We start from the raw sequence: 16,146 nt of genomic DNA on the forward strand, positions 1-16,146 counted from the left end.
TGCTTGTCCGCTGGCGCATGATTCAGATCCAGCGGGCAAGCAATGTTTTGAACGCATCCTTATAAAGCTCCCCCACCGGAATTTCGACGGGGCCCAGCTGCACGGAATTCTTGCTGACCGAATCCACCTTGCTCACCGCAACGATGAACGAACGGTGAATGCGCAGGAAGCGGGTCTGTGGAAGTTTTTCTTCAATGGATTTCAGGCTGCTGAGTGTTACCACCGGGCTGAACGGCGGCATTAGATGGATTTTGACATAATCTTTCACCGACTCCACATGCGTGATTGCGTCGAAATCCACCCTGATGTGCTTGTAATCCGCTTTCACGAACATATAGTTTTCCGCCACTTCCCCCACCCCGTTTTCCTGCAAAACTTCGAAATACTTCTTTGCCTTCGAAGCCGCCCGCAGGAATTCGTCATAGCCGAATGGTTTCAACAGGTAATCCAGTGCGTCGACCTTATACCCTTCCACGGCAAACTGATTATAGGCCGTTGTAAACACAATGCGCGTTTGCAGCGAAGCGCCTGATTGGCTGATCACCCGAGCGAGCTCCATCCCATTGAGATCGGGCATTTGAATGTCGAGGAAAATCAGGTGGATGGTTTGTTCATGCAGCGCCTGCAATGCCTGAACGGCATTCCCAAACCGGCCTTTCAAATCCAGAAACGGCGTTTGCTCCACGAATGCACTGATAAGGTTCAGCGCCAAAGGCTCGTCGTCGACGGTAATGCAATTCAATTTCATACGGCTTCTGCGATCTGCCCCGCCTTCTCGCGGTCGAGCTGCAAGGTCAGGACGACTTCATAGGTTTTATCTTCCGCATTCTCGCGGGTTATCAACTGGTATTTGTTTTCATACAAAAGATCCAGCCGCTTGCGCGTGTTGGTGAGGCCAATCCCGCCCTGATCGAGCTGATAGCCGTCTTTTTCATGCGCAATATGGTTAAATACGCGCAATGAAAGCGCACCCTCATTTACTTTCAAGCTTACTTCTATCCGCGAATGTTGCATCGTGCTCGACCCATGCTTGAATGCATTCTCGACAAACGGCAGCAGGAGCATCGGCGCAATCCAGTAGTCCTTATCGGGCGCCGGCTCTTCAAATTCCAGCGTCGTGCATTCGTGCAGGCGAAGCGCCATCAGCGAAATGTAATCTTTTAAAAACGAAAGCTCCTGCCGCAGGGGCACGGAGTCGCTGAGCGTGTCGTAAAGCACGTAGCGCATCATGCGCGAAAGTTTCAGGATCGCCTCGCGGGAGACGGGAATGTCCGAGTACGTGAGCGAGTAAATGTTGTTAAGTGTATTAAAAAAGAAATGCGGGTTGATTTGCGCTTTCAGAAAAGAAAGCTCGGAGGCAATATGCTGTTTTTCGACCCGTTCCCGCGTCTGGGCGTCGGCTTGCCAGCGTTGCGCCATGGCGAGGCTCGTGCTGGTTACCATCACCAGGAGCATGATCATAAACAAATGAAAATCAAGCCGGAAAGGATCTTTGGGCGCTTTGTTCATAATCCTCGACATTTGATCCAGCACATGCAGTTTCAGCTCGATCGTGCGTGCGACGATGAGAAAACAGGCTACCACGCCCACCAACCACATTACAAACAGCACCTTTCCATTCCGTTCGAAAAGCAGTTTCGGGGCTACGAAAAACGCATTGGCATAAAACACCCCGATCATGATCACCAGGTTGAGCGCCTGCTTGACCCAGAAATTGGGCGGCACGGTGATATTCCAGGTTAATGGCGGGTAAAAAAGAAGGACGAACCCAAACAGCGACCAAACGGTCACGTGCGTGAGGATGGTAAGGCTGCTTCTGGATGCCATGGGTACTGGTGCTTTGTGTATTACAAGATCAGTCCAATTGGCAGAAACCGCAAGCAAAATCGATGGAAAGCCTTTTTTGGCAGCTCAACCCGGCCTATTTGCCTTCCAATACGTCTGGAATGTGCCGTCGCAGTGGCTGCACGGCGAATCATTTGAGGGGCGAAATGGCGGCATTCGCGGACAACTTCTGCCTGTCTGTCTAGACTCGCTTTCCCGCGTCCCCATTCTGATTAAATTAACCTTACGGATAATGCATTGCCGTTGCCCACACCCGACATTCATGAGAAAGATCAACTTCGAAAACCACTTTACCGTAGACCGTGATTCGTCCGAGCCGGTGTACCAGCAACTTGTGGAGGCTGTACTTTACGCGACTAAAACCGGCCTCATGGACCGTGGCGACCGTTTACCTTCCATTAATGAGCTGAGCCGCCAGTACAGTGTTTCGCGGAGCACGATCGAGAAAAGTTACAGCGACCTGCGCGATATGGGTATCCTTGCCTCACAGCATGGGAAGAGTTTTTACATCAATCGCCTAGACCCATTACCTGGCCTCAAAATACTCGTTCTTTTCAACCAGCTCAACGAATATACCAAGACGATCTTCGACGCATTGACCGAGCGCATCGGGCAAAAAGCTGAAATCGATTTCCATGTGTATTACAACAGCGCCGCGCATTTCAAAGCGCTCGTGAAGCGGAAGCAGTCGTCCTACTCGCATATCATCGTCATCCCGCATTTCCTCGACGACCCGGAAAGCGGTTACCAGGCCATGGAACGCCTTCCGAAGGATAAGCTGATCATCCTCGATAAGGAGGTTCCGGGACTGTCCGACTGCTTCGGTACGGTGTCCGAGCATTTCGGCCAGGACATCGACCAGGCTATCCGGGAACTCGCTCCGAGTCTGCGCAAATACCAGTGCATTAACCTCATTTTTCCCGCACACACACATTACCCGGACACGCTCGCCGACGCATTTGCGCGTGCCTGCGTGACGCGCAACCTCGTCTGCCGCGTCTCCCCCGACCTCACCAAAGCCATGATCCGCGACGGAGAGGCATTCATCGTACTTTCCGACGAGCACCTGATGTTCCTCGTCCGCGAAATCATCAACAGCACCGACCTCGTGGCCGGACGGCATGTAGGCATTGTTTCCTACCAGGATAATGATGCTAAAAAAGCCATGCTGAACGGTATTACCACTATTTCTTCTGACTTAAAGACAATGGGAAAATCGGCAGCGGACATGATTTTGACCGGCGTGAGCAGGCACATTGCAAACCCGTTTTCGGTGGTTTTGCGCCGTTCGTTATAAAGAAATGTCGCGGCGGATCGGCCCTCTAAAATGAAGGACCGATGCACGCCGCGAGCTGTGTCGATGAAGTGTTCAATTAATGCACCGCAAATTGTCCCGGCTGGTAGCCACCCGCTACCGTACGGAATGCGATGTTGAAACGGTTGTAGGAGTTGATGGTCGTGATAGCCAATGTGAGGTCGACGATCTCTTCATCATTAAAATGCGCATTCACAGCATCGAATATTTCGTCGGTCACTTCACGATCCTTCAAAACGGTCACTGCTTCGGCGTAGGCCAGTGCGGCGCGCTCGCGGTCGGAGTAAAAAGGTGCTTCCCGCCAGGCGTTCAGCAGATATAGCCGCTGCTCGGCCTCCCCTTCGGCCCGCAGGTCTTTGGAATGCATGTCGATACAAAATGCGCAGCCGTTGATTTGCGATACGCGGAGGTAAATGAGGTTCAACAGGTTCTGCTCTACCCGTGCCTTCGCCAGGTATGCGCCTACGCCATACATTGTTTTCAACGCGCTGTGTCCTGTTTCCTGAAGATTGATTCTTGCTTGCATGAGAATGTTGATTAAATTTTGAATGATTGAATGATTGAATGATTGAATGATTGAATGATTGAATGATTGAATTTTGAATGAGCGAATGAGTGAATGAGTGAATGATTAAATTTTGAAAGAGTGAATGTTGGGTGATGTAATCAGCGAACAAATTGTGAAAGAACAATTCACTCATTCACTCATTGACTCATTCACTCATTGACCCATTCACACCAATGACGAACGGCCTCTGCGAGACTGGACAGGCGTGGAGAAAAAAAAACGGATTTTTTAGCGCGCCGCGGAGAAGGTAGAATCCGATGTTACCGCGGCTTTACAATTACATAACATTTCAGTAACAGCTTAGATAAGTAGATCCTCTTCTTTTGCGGCAAATTTTGTTTAACCAACAACATGCTCATGCATAAGAGATTTTTACTTCCTACTATCCTCACATTGCTTTGCTGCCTCGGCAACATCGTGGTACTGAGGGCTCAAACTACGCAGGCGTCGATCTCCGGTACGGTTACCGACGACCAGAATGTATCGCTGGCCGGCGCGACCGTCCAGGTAAAAAACGAATCAACAGGCTTTACGACAGGAACCGTTACCAATGCAAAAGGCGAATATGCTTTTAAGGAGCTTCCATTGGGCGGTCCTTACACGGTTACAGCTACTTACATCGGATTTGGCGAACAAAAACTGACCGGTTACCTGCTCCACCAGGGCGATGCGGTGAAGGTCAGAATGAATATGAAAGAGGCAGGTCAAACGCTTGAAGTAGTGAGCGTTGTAGCTTCGGGTATCAAAAATAAAATCGAAAACCTGGGCGCTTCCACGGCTATTTCGGCGCGCGACATTACCCGCCTGCCTGTGAACGGCCGGAACTTTACGACGCTGATGGATCTTTCGCCATTGAGCCGCGGCGGTAACATTTCAGGCCAGCTGGGTTCGTCTACGGGTTTCACCATCGATGGTATGAGTTCCAAAAACCCTACCTCCGCCGGTGCGACCACCAGCCGAAGCGGTGCCCCCTACTCTATCTCGATTGAAGCGGTGCGTGAATTTCAGGTCGTTACCAACCAATATGACGTTACTTACGGACGCAGCGGCGGCGGTACTATCAGCGCGGTGACGAAATCGGGTACCAACCAATTGAGCGGTAGCGCATTCAATTACACGCGCGCCGACTGGTTGTCGAGCCCTTACGATATTCGCGGCAACAAAATCAATAACAAGTTCTCTACCAACCAGTTTGGCTTCTCACTGGGCGGACCGATCCTGAAAGACAAGCTGCATTTCTTCGTAGCCTGGGACCACCAGCAGGACAGCCGTCCATTGATCATCGCGGACATTCTCAGCCCGGTTGACGAAAACCGTTTCAATGTGACCCGCGCTACCCTCGACCAGTTCGTGAACATTGCCCGCACCAAATACGGCATGTCCAATACGCCCCAGTTTGGTACATTCGACAAAAAACGCGGCTCCGACGCGGCATTCCTGCGTCTGGACTGGCAGTTGAACAACCGGAACCTCTTGACGATCCGCAACAACTACACCAACGACCGTAACAAGCTCGGCCTCGCGGACAACACGACGATCAATGCATACGAATCTTACGGAAACGACTTCAACCAGGACAACAGCTTGCTCGCATCGCTTCGCTCGACACTGAACTCCAAAGTGACCAACGAGCTGAAAGTGCAGCATTTGTTTGTGAAGCAAAAAAGTGCCCCCGGCGACCAGCTTCCGGACGCCAACATCCCAAGAGCGATCGTAGAGAACGTCAACTCGGTTTTGAGCGACGGCAACTCACGTGCGACGAACATCCAGATGGGTGGTCACCGTTTTGCGCAGGAGCGCTTTACCAACCATGTCGTTCAACTGGTTGATAACCTGTACTATAACACCGATAAAGTGGAATATACTTTTGGTGCGGACATCATGATGACGCACTCGAATTCTACCTACGGCTCGGAGGTGAACGGCCGTTTCCACTACAACGTGGATGCTGCGGCGGGTAAAACTGCCCTCGACCAGTTCAACGACCTGAAACCTTACCGTTACTACCGCGAAGTGCCGTTGATGGACGACTGGTCGGTAAAAGGAACGATCTGGAATGCAGGTATTTATGGTCAATTGAAAACAAGCCTCGCAACGGGCCTGGACGTGGTGGCAGGTTTGCGCCTCGACTACGCGCATTACCCCAGCTCGCCTTTGAACCAGACTTTGTATGACGCGTTGAAAATCCGCACCGACAACAAAATCAAATCTTTCGTAGTGCAGCCGCGCGTGCAGTTCACGTGGGATGTGAACGACAAGCATACCGACATTTTCCGCTTCGGAGCCGGTGTGTTCGCTTCGGATATCAACAACTACGTGGTGATCAACAACCTTACATTTGACGGAAAGCACCTCGCGACCGTCGATGTGCGCAGCCCGAACATCCCTACCCCGGATTTCGCAGCTTACCGCGCCAATTACAACAGCATTCCCACGCTGGCACAATTCCAGCTTCCAACTATCAATACCAATGCCAAAGACGCACGCGTGCCTATTATCTACAAGGCTAACATTTCTTACGCCAAATACCTGACCGACAAACTGAAAGTTGGTATCGCGGGATACATGAGTCTTGGCCGTAATAACTATATGTATGTGGACCGCAACATGGTGGACGAACCGTTCTTCCGCCTGGCTAACGAGGGTAACCGCGGTGTGTTCGTACCGGGTGGCGAAGAAATGCCTACCAACGGCGCCGGCGACTGGCTGAAAGGACGTAAAGCAACCCAATTCGGCCGCGTACTGGAACTGAACAGCGAAGGAAAAGTGAATGCATTCTCAGTGGTAGCTGATGTGAAATACCAGTATTTCCGCGACGGCGAGATTACATTGAGCTACACCTATAATGATGTGAAAGACAATACGTCGTTCAACGGTAACGTGGCGAACAGCGCGACGCTTTCATTGCCGGTACGCGACGATCCGCGTAACCTGAGCCTGATGTCGTATTCCGACAACCAGTTCCGCAACAAAATCGTGTTCTACGGAACGGCGCCGAGCTTCTGGGGCGTAAGTGTGGGTGTGCGTTACTCGGGAATTGGCGGTACCCGCTACACCCTGCTCTCGGGTGGTAATACCAACGGCGACTTCGTAGGTACCAACGACCTTGCATATGTTTTCGACAGAAACGACCCAAGCGTGCCTGAAAACGTGCGTACAGGCCTGCAAGCCATTCTTGACAACAAAGACGCCAGCCAGAGCATTAAGGATTACATCGTTAAAAACTCCGGCAAAATCGCTGAAAGAAACGGTGGTATCAACGGTTTCTACGGCGTATTCGACGTTCGGGCATCGAAAAAGATCAAAATCACTGGCACACATGCCATTGAAGTTTCTGCCGACATCTTCAACTTCGCCAACTTCCTGAACAAGGATTGGGGACGCAACAAGTCGCTGGGTACTCAGGCGCTTTATGCATTGGGGATCCCGGCTGCCAATGGCAAACCTGCCGTTGCTGCATTCGACAGAGCCAAAAACCAATATGTATACCGCGTAAACACTGCCGGTGTAGTGACGCCTTCGGGTAACCCTTACCAGGTGCAGATCGGTTTGCGTTACAGCTTCTAAGGTTGTTGTTTTTAATACAAAAATCCCTTCTTCCGGAAACAGAAGAAGGGATTTTTTATGCCTGAATTGTTATTCAAGAATGATTTCTGTCAAAACTTCAATGCGACTCCGGCCATTACATTCGCCGGCTTCTGCGGGCTTCCGTCGCTGAGCCAGTATTTTTCGTTCAGGAGGTTATCTCCTTTAAGGCTAATACGAAAGCGCGGCTGGTCGTAAAACAATGTCGCATTCACCAGCGTGTACGACGGCAAAGTGAATGTATTGGCCGCATTGAAATACGATTCGGAAACATAGTAGCCACCCGCGCCCAGGCCAAAACCGCGCAAACTACCGGCATTGACCTGGTAACTCACCCAAAGGTTGGCGGTGTTTTTAGGTGTGGAGACAGCGCGTTTTCCAAGCACGGCCTCTGCGGCACGGCTAAATTCGTTGTCGTTATAACCATAGCCCATGACAATGTTCAGTCCGCGTACCGGGCTTGCGATCAACTCCGCTTCGATCCCTTTACTCTCCTGCGTACCATCCTGAACCATGAAGTTCTGATTATTGATCGTTTTCAAATAGGTCGAGTTTTTGACGGCAATGTCATAGTAGCTGATCGTCGCGCTCAGTTTATTAGCCAAAAGATTGACCTTCGCGCCAATCTCCCACTGGTTGGCCTGCTGCGGCTTGAAATTAGAAACCGTCCCGTCGGGCTGGCTTGCTGCGGGAATGTTTTTGAAGCCGTTCATATAGTTTGCAAAAAGCGAAATGCGATCCGGTAATGGCTGATACACAATGCCGAGTTTGGGCGAAAGCGCCGTTTGCTTGAAATCACCCGTGGTAATGCCGGTCAGGTTGTTCAATGTGCCATCGTTTACAAAACGGTCGACGCGCAGACTGAGCAATACCATCAGTTGCCGGGTAAAATTGATCATATCCGAGGCATAGGCGCTGTAAGAATATTGTTTGTTGATCGATTCCGGCGCATTGAGTTTGGTAAACAAAGTCTGAATCTGATCGTTATCCAGCGAGCGGCTTGCCTTGTTGATATTTACCGTGTCGAGCGTCACGACGCCATAATGCATGTGGCGGTATTGCGTCAGGTAATCTACCCCGAGCAAAAGCCGGTTGCGAATCGGGCCCACCTGGAAATCGCCGATGAAATTCTGCTGAATCTGTTTCCGGCCCCATTTGTCAGGAAACCATACGCTTACCTGCCGGCGAATGGTCGAATCGGTCATCCATGTATAATTGAACTGGTTGAAATGATCGTAAGTCCCGAGCGACCAGGCGTAATTGGTCTGCGACGTCCAGTTGGGCGACAGTTTATATTCAGCCTGAAAATACACGTTATTGGAAGCCTGTATCGAACTCGCCGAATTGTCGATCAGCGAGCGCTTGTAGCCCAATTTCAGTTCGTCGAATGCTTTGGCTTTTACGCCGGCACCAATGGTTAGCAGCGTGGCCGAGGTAGCTTTGGCGGTCTGGATATCGGCATTGAGGTTCAGTGTCAGGCGGTCGGATGCTTTGTAGGTAAAACTGGGCGCAATGGCGGTTGTATGCGAAAAGCCCTGGTCCTGGAACGAGTTTTCCTTCTGCGCAGCCGCATTGAAACGGAAAAGCAAGGTCTTGTCACGGTTAACCGGCGTATTCACATCCACCGTAAACCGGCTCAGGTCGTTGCTGCCCGTAGAATAAGAAACTTCGCCGCCCAGCTTTTCGAACGGCTTTTTGGTAACATAATTGACCAATCCATTGAATGACACCATCGCCGACCCGAACAATGTGCTCGAAGGCCCGCGAATCACCTCCACACGCTCCACGATCGCCGGATCGATACCGGTTTTCAGGAAGGTAGCCATCCCGTTCCGCAGGTTATCGCCCGACTGAAACCCGCGCGATATGAATGCAGGCATACCCGCGCCCGTACGTGTGGAAGTTGCTCCCGGCACATTCCGGAACGATTCTTCCAGCCGCGTGATCATCTGCTCATTCATCAACGCCTTGCCTACCACGCTGTAAACCTGCGGGTTTTCGAGGTTTTTCAGCGGCATTCTTGCTACATAATCGCTTTCCTTGTTACCGAATTTATTGGCGCTGCCCGTCACTACGAGCTCTTGCAGCGTTTTGCTATCTTCATTCAGTGACACGTCCTGCATTGTCACAGTCTGATCCGCCAGCACTTCTACCTCCTGCTCGATGGCCTCATAACCCAGCAGCTGGATCACCACGATCTGCTTTCCGGCGGGAACATTTTTCACCACATATTCCCCGCGGGCATCCGTTTGTGCCCCTTTTCCGGTTCTTTTTACCAAAATATTCACAAACTCCGCCGCCTGCCCGTCCGACGTCCGGACCGCACCTTTTACATTTCCTCTTCCTTCGGTTTTGGCAAGGATCAGAATCTTGTTTCCCTGCACTTTCACGCGGTCGGCAGCCTCACCGATCAGCTGCGTAAGCGCTTCTTTTACAGTAACATCTTTCACATTCAGCGAAACTTTCCGGTGTACATCCAGGTAAGTCCCGCTGTAAGAAAACGTGCATTGCGCCTGTTCTCCCACGGCAGCCAGGGCATCGCTCAGCGCGATTTGATCGAGTGAAATCGTGATCCGCTTGTCGAGCACAGATTTTACCTGTGCATGCAGCATAAGCGGTATGGCCAGCATCAGCACAGCCAGTTTGAATAGGGTTTTCATTAATTTTGTTTCAATGTTTGATTAATTCTTTCAATGAGAGTTGTTGGACACCAGCCCGGGTGCAAGTTTGCGAGACGGAACACCCGGGCCTTTTTACAGGCTGCCCTCGGAGTGATCAGGGAGGATTAATTTTCATAAGCGGGTCGAGCAATGGTTGATTTATTGAATAATAAGCTGCTTGCCTTGCTGGGTATAGGTAAATTTCATAGCCGACGCCATGTCGTTCACGATCGTTTGCAATGAGGGATTTTCATAGGTACCTGTAAAAATCACCGTTTTCAATGCCTGCTTGCGGATTTCTACCTTAATGCCATACCACCGTTCGAGCATCACGGCGATTTCCGATAAGCGAGTATCGCGGAAAGTCAGCCTGTTCTGCTTCCATCCCGCATACGCCCCTGCGTACACATTGTGATGGGACAACGCCCCCGAAGCCGAATCGAACGAGGCCAGTTGATTAGCCGTCAGCACGACCTGCTTCTCTTCTTGTCCAAACCGTACCTTGCCCTCCGTCACAACCAGTTCCGTTGCTTCGCCGGGATAAGCTTTCAGGTTAAAAACCGTCCCCAGCACCCGGGTTTCAGTGTTTTTTGTATGAATGGTAAATGGCCGCGAAGGATCTTTACTGATTTCAAAAAACGCCTCTCCGGTGAGGTAAATGCTTCTGCAAGTGTCGGTAAAATGATCGGGGAAACGCAAATGGCTGCCTGCATTAAGGTATACCAGCGAGCTGTCGGGTAAATAGAACTTCTTCTTTTCCCCGAATGCGGTCCTTACTTCCTGAAAATGAACAGATGTGATATGCAATGCATCGTTTCTTCCTCCAAACCAACGATAACCCAGCCACGACATGCCCAGGAGAATCGTAACACTTGCCGCTATACGCGACCATTTCCAGAACGACAAGCTCCGTCCCGCATGTCCGGAACCTCTCTGATGCTCGTACGAGCCCCTCAGCCCATTCCATATCCGCGACTGCTTGGCTTGCCGCTCGCTGCCCTGCAAATAGGATGGTGCATCGTCGTCGCCTTCGCCGGCGAGCCATTGCTGCACGGCATATTCTTCTTCGGGTGTACATTGCCCGAGGTGGTATTTCCGGATTAGTTCAGGGGTAACCTGCATAGGATTCGTTCAGGGAGAGGAATGCTCCCTGTTACCAGTTGCCGAGTGCCGGGAAATCCCCTACGGCTATCATAAAAATTTTGGAAAATATTTAACGATCGACTCCTAGGTGCAATCTTAAAGTACGCAGCGCCTTGGTAATCTGGTTTTCGACCGTCTTTTCAGAAATCGCCAGTGAATGGGCGATCTGCTTGTTGTTCATGCCGTTTTCTCTGCTCATCCGGAAAACCCGCTGGCATTGCTCGGGTAATGCGTTCACGATCCGGCCGACCTGTTCCGAAAGCGCGTTGTAGTGGACCAGATTCTCCGTGTGATTTTCATATGAGGATGTGGTGAAAGCCATTTCCCGGAGATTTCGGGTTTCGACGGCGGTATTCCGCAAATATTCGAACGATTTGAGCCGCGCAGCCCTTACGAGGTAATTTTCAATCCCTGTATCGATCAGCAGGGAGTCGCGCCGCTCCCATAACGAGCGAAAAATATCCTGCACAAGTTCCTCTGCCACAGCGCTGTCGCCTACAAAACGGAAGCATATATTGTACATCCTCTCCCAGTAACCCAGGAAAATCCGTTCAAAAACGCTTTCATCATTCAGACGCATCGATAGTAATCTTATTTAGACCTATTCTAAATGCAAAAATGATTCTTAAACCGTTTAAAATCAAATTTCCTGCAACTAATTGACAGATTTCTGCGAAATGGACGTTAACGAGGGAACAGACTACACCAGTTTTGATACGGTTTAACCCCTCGTTTGGGCAGTTCATCACATTGGCGTTCTGTATGTTGGTTCTTCAACACTAATTTTAGAGCATGTTTCAATCAGTGGAAGCGCGTCTTCCGGAACATTAACTTCATTTAGCCATGAGTACAATTGAAATTGAACAAGAGCAGGAAATTACTCCCATGAACATCATCCGGATCGGAACAGGGTTCTGGTCTGCAAAACCGTTGCTGGCGGCCATCAGGCTTGGCCTTTTCACCGAACTGGCCGACGGCCCGCTTTTTGTTTCGGAAATCCGCCAAAAACTCGGACTCCAGAGCCACAGCTCCCTGGACTTCCTCGATACCCTCGTAACCTGGGGCATCATCGAGCGCCACGGCAAGGGTTTCACCGCCATTTACTGCAACTCCCCCGAAGCCGACACCTTCCTCAACCGCCGCAAACCCGACTACCTGGGTAACGTGCTGGAAATTGTGAATGACGAAAAATCATCGCTGGCCAACAACCTGAAACAAGCCGTCACCGGCCCGGACTTCCAAAAGCGATTGGATCTGAACCGGCTGTTCACGATGGTGGCGTGACATTAGTTATACTTCATCACGGGGAGCGGTTTGCCGCTCCCTTATCGACCTCTAAGCCTACGAAGTTGTTCCCGTAATTCGGGAGTGTGGATAGATTCGAGACGGTTTATCTTTTCTTTTGCAGCCATCCATAGTTTCGGATAACGTTGCTTCAATTCATCCTCTGTTATCCAGTTCTCTGCGGCATTTGTTTTGCCATCCACGTTTAGTTCTGTCATCACTTTTTGTTTTGGTTAGGTAATCCATTCTTAATCGATACGGTAAAGCTCCGGTAGGATCTTCCTAGCTGAAAAATTTCATAACCATCGGCTGTCAACCCGTAGATATCAAAATAATTCCCGATGTCTTTCAGTTCTCGCACAATTGCTATCTGATACAAACGGGTCCGGGCTTGCGTAGTGCCTTCAATCATCACTTCTGCCAGTGGACGGTCGCTAAGAAAAAACGCTATTGCTTTCGCTATGGTAGTTAAAATAAACTTTGTATTGCCGCTATTACTCGTACAATCCACGTCGATGCTCCCATCGTTTTGCAAATCACCAAGTACAACCGCATAGGAGTTTGGGATAGCCGTCGGCAAAAAAAGCACAACCTTATCCATCAATTTATTCCGATTGCTGGAAAAGCTAAATATCTGACCTGAATTGTCAAACAAATACTCATACAAGGATGAATCCATTGGGAATAGTTACGTCATTTATTCCCAATTTGTAAAAACCGATAGACAGCCTTCAATCCAATGTCCGAACGGCAGCGGCTAATTATCAAGAGCGATTTTCGATCCCTCCCTCCCTTAGTTTTCGCAATGCTGCCCTGAATTCCGGCGTCCAGGCAGCGACTTCTTTATCAACGATTGCCTGAGCATTCGCTTCAATTATTGGACGAAGCTCTTCTAACTTCTCTGCGGTCAACCAACTTGCCGCAGTATCGTGTTGGTCTGCAACTCTTGCTTTCATTTGATTTAATAGGTTAGATTAAAAATTCAGTTGATCAGTTTTTAATGAGACAATTATCTTCTTGTAGTTTTTGCCACTTTGAAAAGCTTCCGGCTTTTCTCCATGAAATCCAAGAATGTTTAGATAATTGCCCAAATCCTCCATTTCCCTTCCGATGGCAATCTGATAGAGGCGCGCCCGCGATTCTGTGCTCGCTTCAATCACAACCTTTGCCTCTGGATGGTCGCTAAGAAAAAAGACTATTGACCTGGCTGCAATAGATAACACCTTTTCAGTATCACCATTGTTACTTCTACTTTCTACATTGATCGACCCGTCCGGATCAAGGTCGCCTAGCAACATCTTATAGGTATCAGGTTCACTGGTTGGTCTGAACAATATTGCTTTGATGATGGATTCTCTCCCAATGCTCTCAAACCAAAACATCATGTGTTTACCGCTCAGGATACTTTCGTAAAAAGCTTCATTCATATCGAGAAGAATTTTAATTTCCTCTCAATTTGTATCCTTGTAATTATTACAACACAATCCAATGTCCAAGCGGTAGCGGATGATTATCAAGAGCGATTTTCGATCCTTCCCTCCCTTAGTTTTCGCAATGCTGCCCTGAATTCCGGCGTCCAGGCAGCGACCAACCGATCTACCTTCTCTTGCGCAGCTGCTTCAATAGTCGGACGAAATTCTTCCAACTTTTCTGAGGTAAACCAGTCCGACACACTCCTCTTTTCGTTTTTAATTTTTGTTTCCATTAGATTTCAATTAAGCGTGTTGATTAAAATTCTAACCCATCTTTTCTCAATGAAACGACAAACCTCTTATAGTTTTTGCCGCGCTGCAAAACTTCCGGATTTTCACCCTCAAATCCATGCACCGCAAGGCAATCGCCAAGATTTTCCAGTTCTCTTTTTATCGCCATCTGATAAAGACGTGACCGGGAATCGCTGCTCGCCTCAATTACCACTTGTGCCCCCAAATGATCACTTAGGAAGAATAACAACGCCTTGGCAACAGTGGACAACACTTCCTCCATATCACCATTATCGCTTCTCACTTCCAGATCAATCAAGCCATCCGAAGTCAAATCTCCCAGTGCTATTTCATAGATATCAGGTTCACTAGTTGGCCTGAACATTATCGCTTTCACAATAGATGCTCTACCCATACTCTTAAACCAAAACGTCAGACGCTCGCCGTACCAATCTGTTCCGTAAAATGCTGCATTCATTGTGAGAAGAATTTAGGTTTCTTCTCAATTTGTATCCTTGTAATTATTACAACACAATCCGATGTCCAACCGGTAGCGGATGATTATCAAGAGCGATTTTCGGTTGGCGACACCACGCCCAGGCGACGTCGCTGAAAAGCATTCCGGTAGTTTTCCCAGTATTCGGGTGAATGATTCGCGAGAATGAGAGCCCTCTTTTCCTCAGCTAGCTTTTGCATGGCGGAAAACAGCTTTTCTCTCTGATCAGCTGTGAGTTCTATTCTTCCGGAATTGGTAGTCGTGTTAATATTTAGTTCCATATGCAACCGGTTGATATTTTCAATTAATTGTTTTTCAACGAGATAATGAAAGACCGATAGTTCCTGCCGGATTGAAAGATCTCTTGACAGTTACCTGTAAACCCGTAGATATCAAAGTACTGACCCAAATCTTTCAATTCCCGGACAATCGCCATTTGATACAAACGCGTCCGCGCAGGTGTGCTTCCTTCAATAAAAATCTCGGCGTCAGGATGATCCGATAGAAAGAAAGCAATGCATTTCGCCACTGTGGATAGCACCGCGGCGGCATCACGCTGATCTCCGGTCCCGTCTACATCGACACTGCCGTCAGTCCGCAAATTCCCCAGCACGATTTCAAACACTTCCGGGTCATGCAAATAATTAAAAAATAGCACTTTATCGATCTTCTTATCCCCGGAACTGGAAAAGTAGAACATTCTGCCCGAACTATCCGGAAGGTAATCGTACCAGGGTGTATTCATCTGAGAAGATTCTTTGATTTCCTCTCAATTTGTAATAACCGAAAGACGATCCCCTAATCTAATGTCCATGCGGCCAATACTAATTATCAAGCGACTTTCTTATGTTCTCCCGTTAATCCATTCGCCCAAATTTTAACGGAAGCTTAGTAAGTGTCCCCAATTTATGACAACAAATTCCCCTTCCCTCATCTAATACCCCATCGGCAGAAACGGATTATCAAGCGCAAAACCCGCATTTCATCCCGCATTACCAGCACCTCGTCAATCCAATTTGTGCCTGGTCGACAGGCGGGTTAATTTCGAGATATTCCAAAACTTCCAACCTCACCGACTATGCCTGCTTACCAGCTTTCCGTTAACGGTAAATCCTATACTGTCGAAGCCGACGAACAAATGCCGTTGCTTTGGGTGATCCGTGACCTGATTGGCCTGACAGGTACCAAATACGGGTGCGGAATCGCCCAGTGCGGCGCTTGTACGGTGCATCTGAGCGGGGCGCCGGTGCGGTCTTGCTCTTTTCCGGTGTCAGCAGTGGGTGAGCAACCGGTAATCACGATCGAAGGGATTTCGGAGGATAATTCGCATCCGGTGCAACGCGCGTGGATTGCCGAGCAGGTGCCGCAATGCGGTTATTGCCAGAGCGGACAGATCATGTCGGCGGTGGCATTGCTGGCCGGGAATGCGAATCCTGACAATGAGGCCATTAATGCCGCGATGAACGGCAACATCTGCCGTTGCGGGACGTATCCCCGCATTCGCAAGGCCATCAAAACAGCCGTCGGTTATTCGCATTAATCATCGC

At 49.5% G+C, this 16,146-nt stretch carries 18 protein-coding genes; 5 read left to right on the forward strand and 13 right to left on the reverse strand.

Annotation, left to right across the window (positions count from 1 at the left end; all coding sequences use genetic code 11):
• Positions 1 to 22 precede the first annotated feature (22 nt).
• Both BLQ88_RS21240 and BLQ88_RS21245 read right to left on the reverse strand, forming a co-directional pair.
• Entirely contained in the window at positions 23 to 748 is a 726-nt protein-coding gene (locus tag BLQ88_RS21240; RefSeq protein ID WP_090154205.1) for a LytR/AlgR family response regulator transcription factor, read from the reverse strand.
• Positions 745 to 1,827 carry a sensor histidine kinase gene (locus BLQ88_RS21245; RefSeq protein WP_090154207.1) on the reverse strand — a complete coding sequence of 361 codons (1,083 nt, stop codon included), beginning with the start codon at positions 1,825 to 1,827 and terminating at the stop codon, positions 745 to 747. Before BLQ88_RS21245 ends, BLQ88_RS21240 begins: the two co-directional genes overlap by 4 nt.
• 62 nt (positions 1,828 to 1,889) lie before the next feature.
• On the opposite strand from BLQ88_RS21245, the gene BLQ88_RS37045 reads away from it, so the two are divergent.
• Both BLQ88_RS37045 and BLQ88_RS21250 read left to right on the forward strand, forming a co-directional pair.
• The gene (locus BLQ88_RS37045; protein WP_218132939.1) at positions 1,890 to 2,030 is read left to right on the forward strand and encodes a hypothetical protein; all 141 of its coding nucleotides are present in this window, start codon (positions 1,890 to 1,892) and stop codon (positions 2,028 to 2,030) included.
• A gap of 77 nt (positions 2,031 to 2,107) precedes the next feature.
• Positions 2,108 to 3,142, forward strand: a complete 1,035-nt coding sequence (locus tag BLQ88_RS21250) for a GntR family transcriptional regulator (RefSeq protein WP_090154208.1) — start codon at positions 2,108 to 2,110, stop codon at positions 3,140 to 3,142.
• A 76-nt stretch (positions 3,143 to 3,218) separates the two neighbouring features.
• Here the strand turns inward: BLQ88_RS21250 and BLQ88_RS21255 are convergent, their stop codons facing one another.
• Positions 3,219 to 3,686: a carboxymuconolactone decarboxylase family protein gene (locus BLQ88_RS21255; protein ID WP_090154210.1), complete on the reverse strand. Its 468-nt coding sequence runs from the start codon at positions 3,684 to 3,686 to the stop codon at positions 3,219 to 3,221.
• Positions 3,687 to 4,085: 399 nt separating this feature from the next.
• Here BLQ88_RS21255 and BLQ88_RS21260 point away from each other — a divergent pair, with 399 nt between their 5' ends.
• Positions 4,086 to 7,295: a TonB-dependent receptor gene (locus BLQ88_RS21260; protein WP_510185990.1), complete on the forward strand. Its 3,210-nt coding sequence runs from the start codon at positions 4,086 to 4,088 to the stop codon at positions 7,293 to 7,295.
• An 89-nt stretch (positions 7,296 to 7,384) separates the two neighbouring features.
• Here BLQ88_RS21260 and BLQ88_RS21265 read toward each other — a convergent pair whose 3' ends face one another.
• The 3 genes from BLQ88_RS21265 to BLQ88_RS21275 all read right to left on the reverse strand — a co-directional run bounded on the left by BLQ88_RS21265 (position 7,385) and on the right by BLQ88_RS21275 (position 11,696).
• Positions 7,385 to 9,973: a TonB-dependent siderophore receptor gene (locus BLQ88_RS21265; RefSeq protein ID WP_090154214.1), complete on the reverse strand. Its 2,589-nt coding sequence runs from the start codon at positions 9,971 to 9,973 to the stop codon at positions 7,385 to 7,387.
• Between the two features lie 159 nt (positions 9,974 to 10,132).
• The gene (locus BLQ88_RS21270) at positions 10,133 to 11,095 is read right to left on the reverse strand and encodes a FecR family protein (protein ID WP_090154215.1); all 963 of its coding nucleotides are present in this window, start codon (positions 11,093 to 11,095) and stop codon (positions 10,133 to 10,135) included.
• A gap of 91 nt (positions 11,096 to 11,186) precedes the next feature.
• The gene (locus BLQ88_RS21275; protein ID WP_090154217.1) at positions 11,187 to 11,696 is read right to left on the reverse strand and encodes an RNA polymerase sigma-70 factor; all 510 of its coding nucleotides are present in this window, start codon (positions 11,694 to 11,696) and stop codon (positions 11,187 to 11,189) included.
• Between the two features lie 263 nt (positions 11,697 to 11,959).
• Here BLQ88_RS21275 and BLQ88_RS21280 point away from each other — a divergent pair, with 263 nt between their 5' ends.
• On the forward strand, positions 11,960 to 12,400 hold the full coding sequence (locus tag BLQ88_RS21280) for a methyltransferase family protein (RefSeq protein WP_090154219.1): 441 nt from the start codon (positions 11,960 to 11,962) through the stop codon (positions 12,398 to 12,400).
• A gap of 217 nt (positions 12,401 to 12,617) precedes the next feature.
• Here the strand turns inward: BLQ88_RS21280 and BLQ88_RS21285 are convergent, their stop codons facing one another.
• From BLQ88_RS21285 to BLQ88_RS21315, 7 genes are all read right to left on the reverse strand, one after another.
• On the reverse strand, positions 12,618 to 13,079 hold the full coding sequence (locus BLQ88_RS21285) for a DUF6934 family protein (protein WP_090154221.1): 462 nt from the start codon (positions 13,077 to 13,079) through the stop codon (positions 12,618 to 12,620).
• Positions 13,080 to 13,164: 85 nt separating this feature from the next.
• Positions 13,165 to 13,356 carry a hypothetical protein gene (locus BLQ88_RS21290; RefSeq protein ID WP_090154224.1) on the reverse strand — a complete coding sequence of 64 codons (192 nt, stop codon included), beginning with the start codon at positions 13,354 to 13,356 and terminating at the stop codon, positions 13,165 to 13,167.
• Between the two features lie 18 nt (positions 13,357 to 13,374).
• Complete coding sequence (locus BLQ88_RS21295; protein WP_090154226.1) at positions 13,375 to 13,827, reverse strand: DUF6934 family protein; 453 nt, start codon at positions 13,825 to 13,827, stop codon at positions 13,375 to 13,377.
• A gap of 86 nt (positions 13,828 to 13,913) precedes the next feature.
• The gene (locus tag BLQ88_RS21300; RefSeq protein ID WP_090154228.1) at positions 13,914 to 14,105 is read right to left on the reverse strand and encodes a hypothetical protein; all 192 of its coding nucleotides are present in this window, start codon (positions 14,103 to 14,105) and stop codon (positions 13,914 to 13,916) included.
• Positions 14,106 to 14,128: 23 nt separating this feature from the next.
• Positions 14,129 to 14,581 carry a DUF6934 family protein gene (locus tag BLQ88_RS21305; protein ID WP_090154230.1) on the reverse strand — a complete coding sequence of 151 codons (453 nt, stop codon included), beginning with the start codon at positions 14,579 to 14,581 and terminating at the stop codon, positions 14,129 to 14,131.
• 86 nt (positions 14,582 to 14,667) lie between these two features.
• Positions 14,668 to 14,880 (reverse strand): hypothetical protein, encoded by a 213-nt coding sequence (locus tag BLQ88_RS21310; RefSeq protein WP_090154232.1) that lies wholly within the window; start codon positions 14,878 to 14,880, stop codon positions 14,668 to 14,670.
• A 23-nt stretch (positions 14,881 to 14,903) separates the two neighbouring features.
• Positions 14,904 to 15,344 carry a DUF6934 family protein gene (locus BLQ88_RS21315; RefSeq protein ID WP_090154233.1) on the reverse strand — a complete coding sequence of 147 codons (441 nt, stop codon included), beginning with the start codon at positions 15,342 to 15,344 and terminating at the stop codon, positions 14,904 to 14,906.
• A 333-nt stretch (positions 15,345 to 15,677) separates the two neighbouring features.
• Between BLQ88_RS21315 and BLQ88_RS21320 the strand changes: the two genes are divergently transcribed.
• On the forward strand, positions 15,678 to 16,139 hold the full coding sequence (locus tag BLQ88_RS21320; RefSeq protein WP_090154235.1) for a (2Fe-2S)-binding protein: 462 nt from the start codon (positions 15,678 to 15,680) through the stop codon (positions 16,137 to 16,139).
• The last annotated feature ends 7 nt before the right edge of the window (positions 16,140 to 16,146 follow it).

Origin of the sequence: Dyadobacter soli (assembly GCF_900101885.1) — a bacterium.
Taxonomy (GTDB): Bacteria; Bacteroidota; Bacteroidia; order Cytophagales; family Spirosomataceae; genus Dyadobacter; species Dyadobacter soli.

What these genes read in the sequence shown, in the direction of transcription:
- BLQ88_RS21240 (WP_090154205.1), bottom strand. Translation starts at nt 748, where the DNA reads ATGAAATTGAATTGCATTACCGTCGACGACGAGCCTTTGGCGCTGAAC.
- BLQ88_RS21245 (WP_090154207.1), bottom strand. Translation starts at nt 1,827, where the DNA reads ATGGCATCCAGAAGCAGCCTTACCATCCTCACGCACGTGACCGTTTGG.
- BLQ88_RS37045 (WP_218132939.1), top strand. Translation starts at nt 1,890, where the DNA reads ATGGAAAGCCTTTTTTGGCAGCTCAACCCGGCCTATTTGCCTTCCAAT.
- BLQ88_RS21250 (WP_090154208.1), top strand. Translation starts at nt 2,108, where the DNA reads ATGAGAAAGATCAACTTCGAAAACCACTTTACCGTAGACCGTGATTCG.
- BLQ88_RS21255 (WP_090154210.1), bottom strand. Translation starts at nt 3,686, where the DNA reads ATGCAAGCAAGAATCAATCTTCAGGAAACAGGACACAGCGCGTTGAAA.
- BLQ88_RS21260 (WP_510185990.1), top strand. Translation starts at nt 4,086, where the DNA reads ATGCATAAGAGATTTTTACTTCCTACTATCCTCACATTGCTTTGCTGC.
- BLQ88_RS21265 (WP_090154214.1), bottom strand. Translation starts at nt 9,973, where the DNA reads ATGAAAACCCTATTCAAACTGGCTGTGCTGATGCTGGCCATACCGCTT.
- BLQ88_RS21270 (WP_090154215.1), bottom strand. Translation starts at nt 11,095, where the DNA reads ATGCAGGTTACCCCTGAACTAATCCGGAAATACCACCTCGGGCAATGT.
- BLQ88_RS21275 (WP_090154217.1), bottom strand. Translation starts at nt 11,696, where the DNA reads ATGCGTCTGAATGATGAAAGCGTTTTTGAACGGATTTTCCTGGGTTAC.
- BLQ88_RS21280 (WP_090154219.1), top strand. Translation starts at nt 11,960, where the DNA reads ATGAGTACAATTGAAATTGAACAAGAGCAGGAAATTACTCCCATGAAC.
- BLQ88_RS21285 (WP_090154221.1), bottom strand. Translation starts at nt 13,079, where the DNA reads ATGGATTCATCCTTGTATGAGTATTTGTTTGACAATTCAGGTCAGATA.
- BLQ88_RS21290 (WP_090154224.1), bottom strand. Translation starts at nt 13,356, where the DNA reads ATGAAAGCAAGAGTTGCAGACCAACACGATACTGCGGCAAGTTGGTTG.
- BLQ88_RS21295 (WP_090154226.1), bottom strand. Translation starts at nt 13,827, where the DNA reads ATGAATGAAGCTTTTTACGAAAGTATCCTGAGCGGTAAACACATGATG.
- BLQ88_RS21300 (WP_090154228.1), bottom strand. Translation starts at nt 14,105, where the DNA reads ATGGAAACAAAAATTAAAAACGAAAAGAGGAGTGTGTCGGACTGGTTT.
- BLQ88_RS21305 (WP_090154230.1), bottom strand. Translation starts at nt 14,581, where the DNA reads ATGAATGCAGCATTTTACGGAACAGATTGGTACGGCGAGCGTCTGACG.
- BLQ88_RS21310 (WP_090154232.1), bottom strand. Translation starts at nt 14,880, where the DNA reads ATGGAACTAAATATTAACACGACTACCAATTCCGGAAGAATAGAACTC.
- BLQ88_RS21315 (WP_090154233.1), bottom strand. Translation starts at nt 15,344, where the DNA reads ATGAATACACCCTGGTACGATTACCTTCCGGATAGTTCGGGCAGAATG.
- BLQ88_RS21320 (WP_090154235.1), top strand. Translation starts at nt 15,678, where the DNA reads ATGCCTGCTTACCAGCTTTCCGTTAACGGTAAATCCTATACTGTCGAA.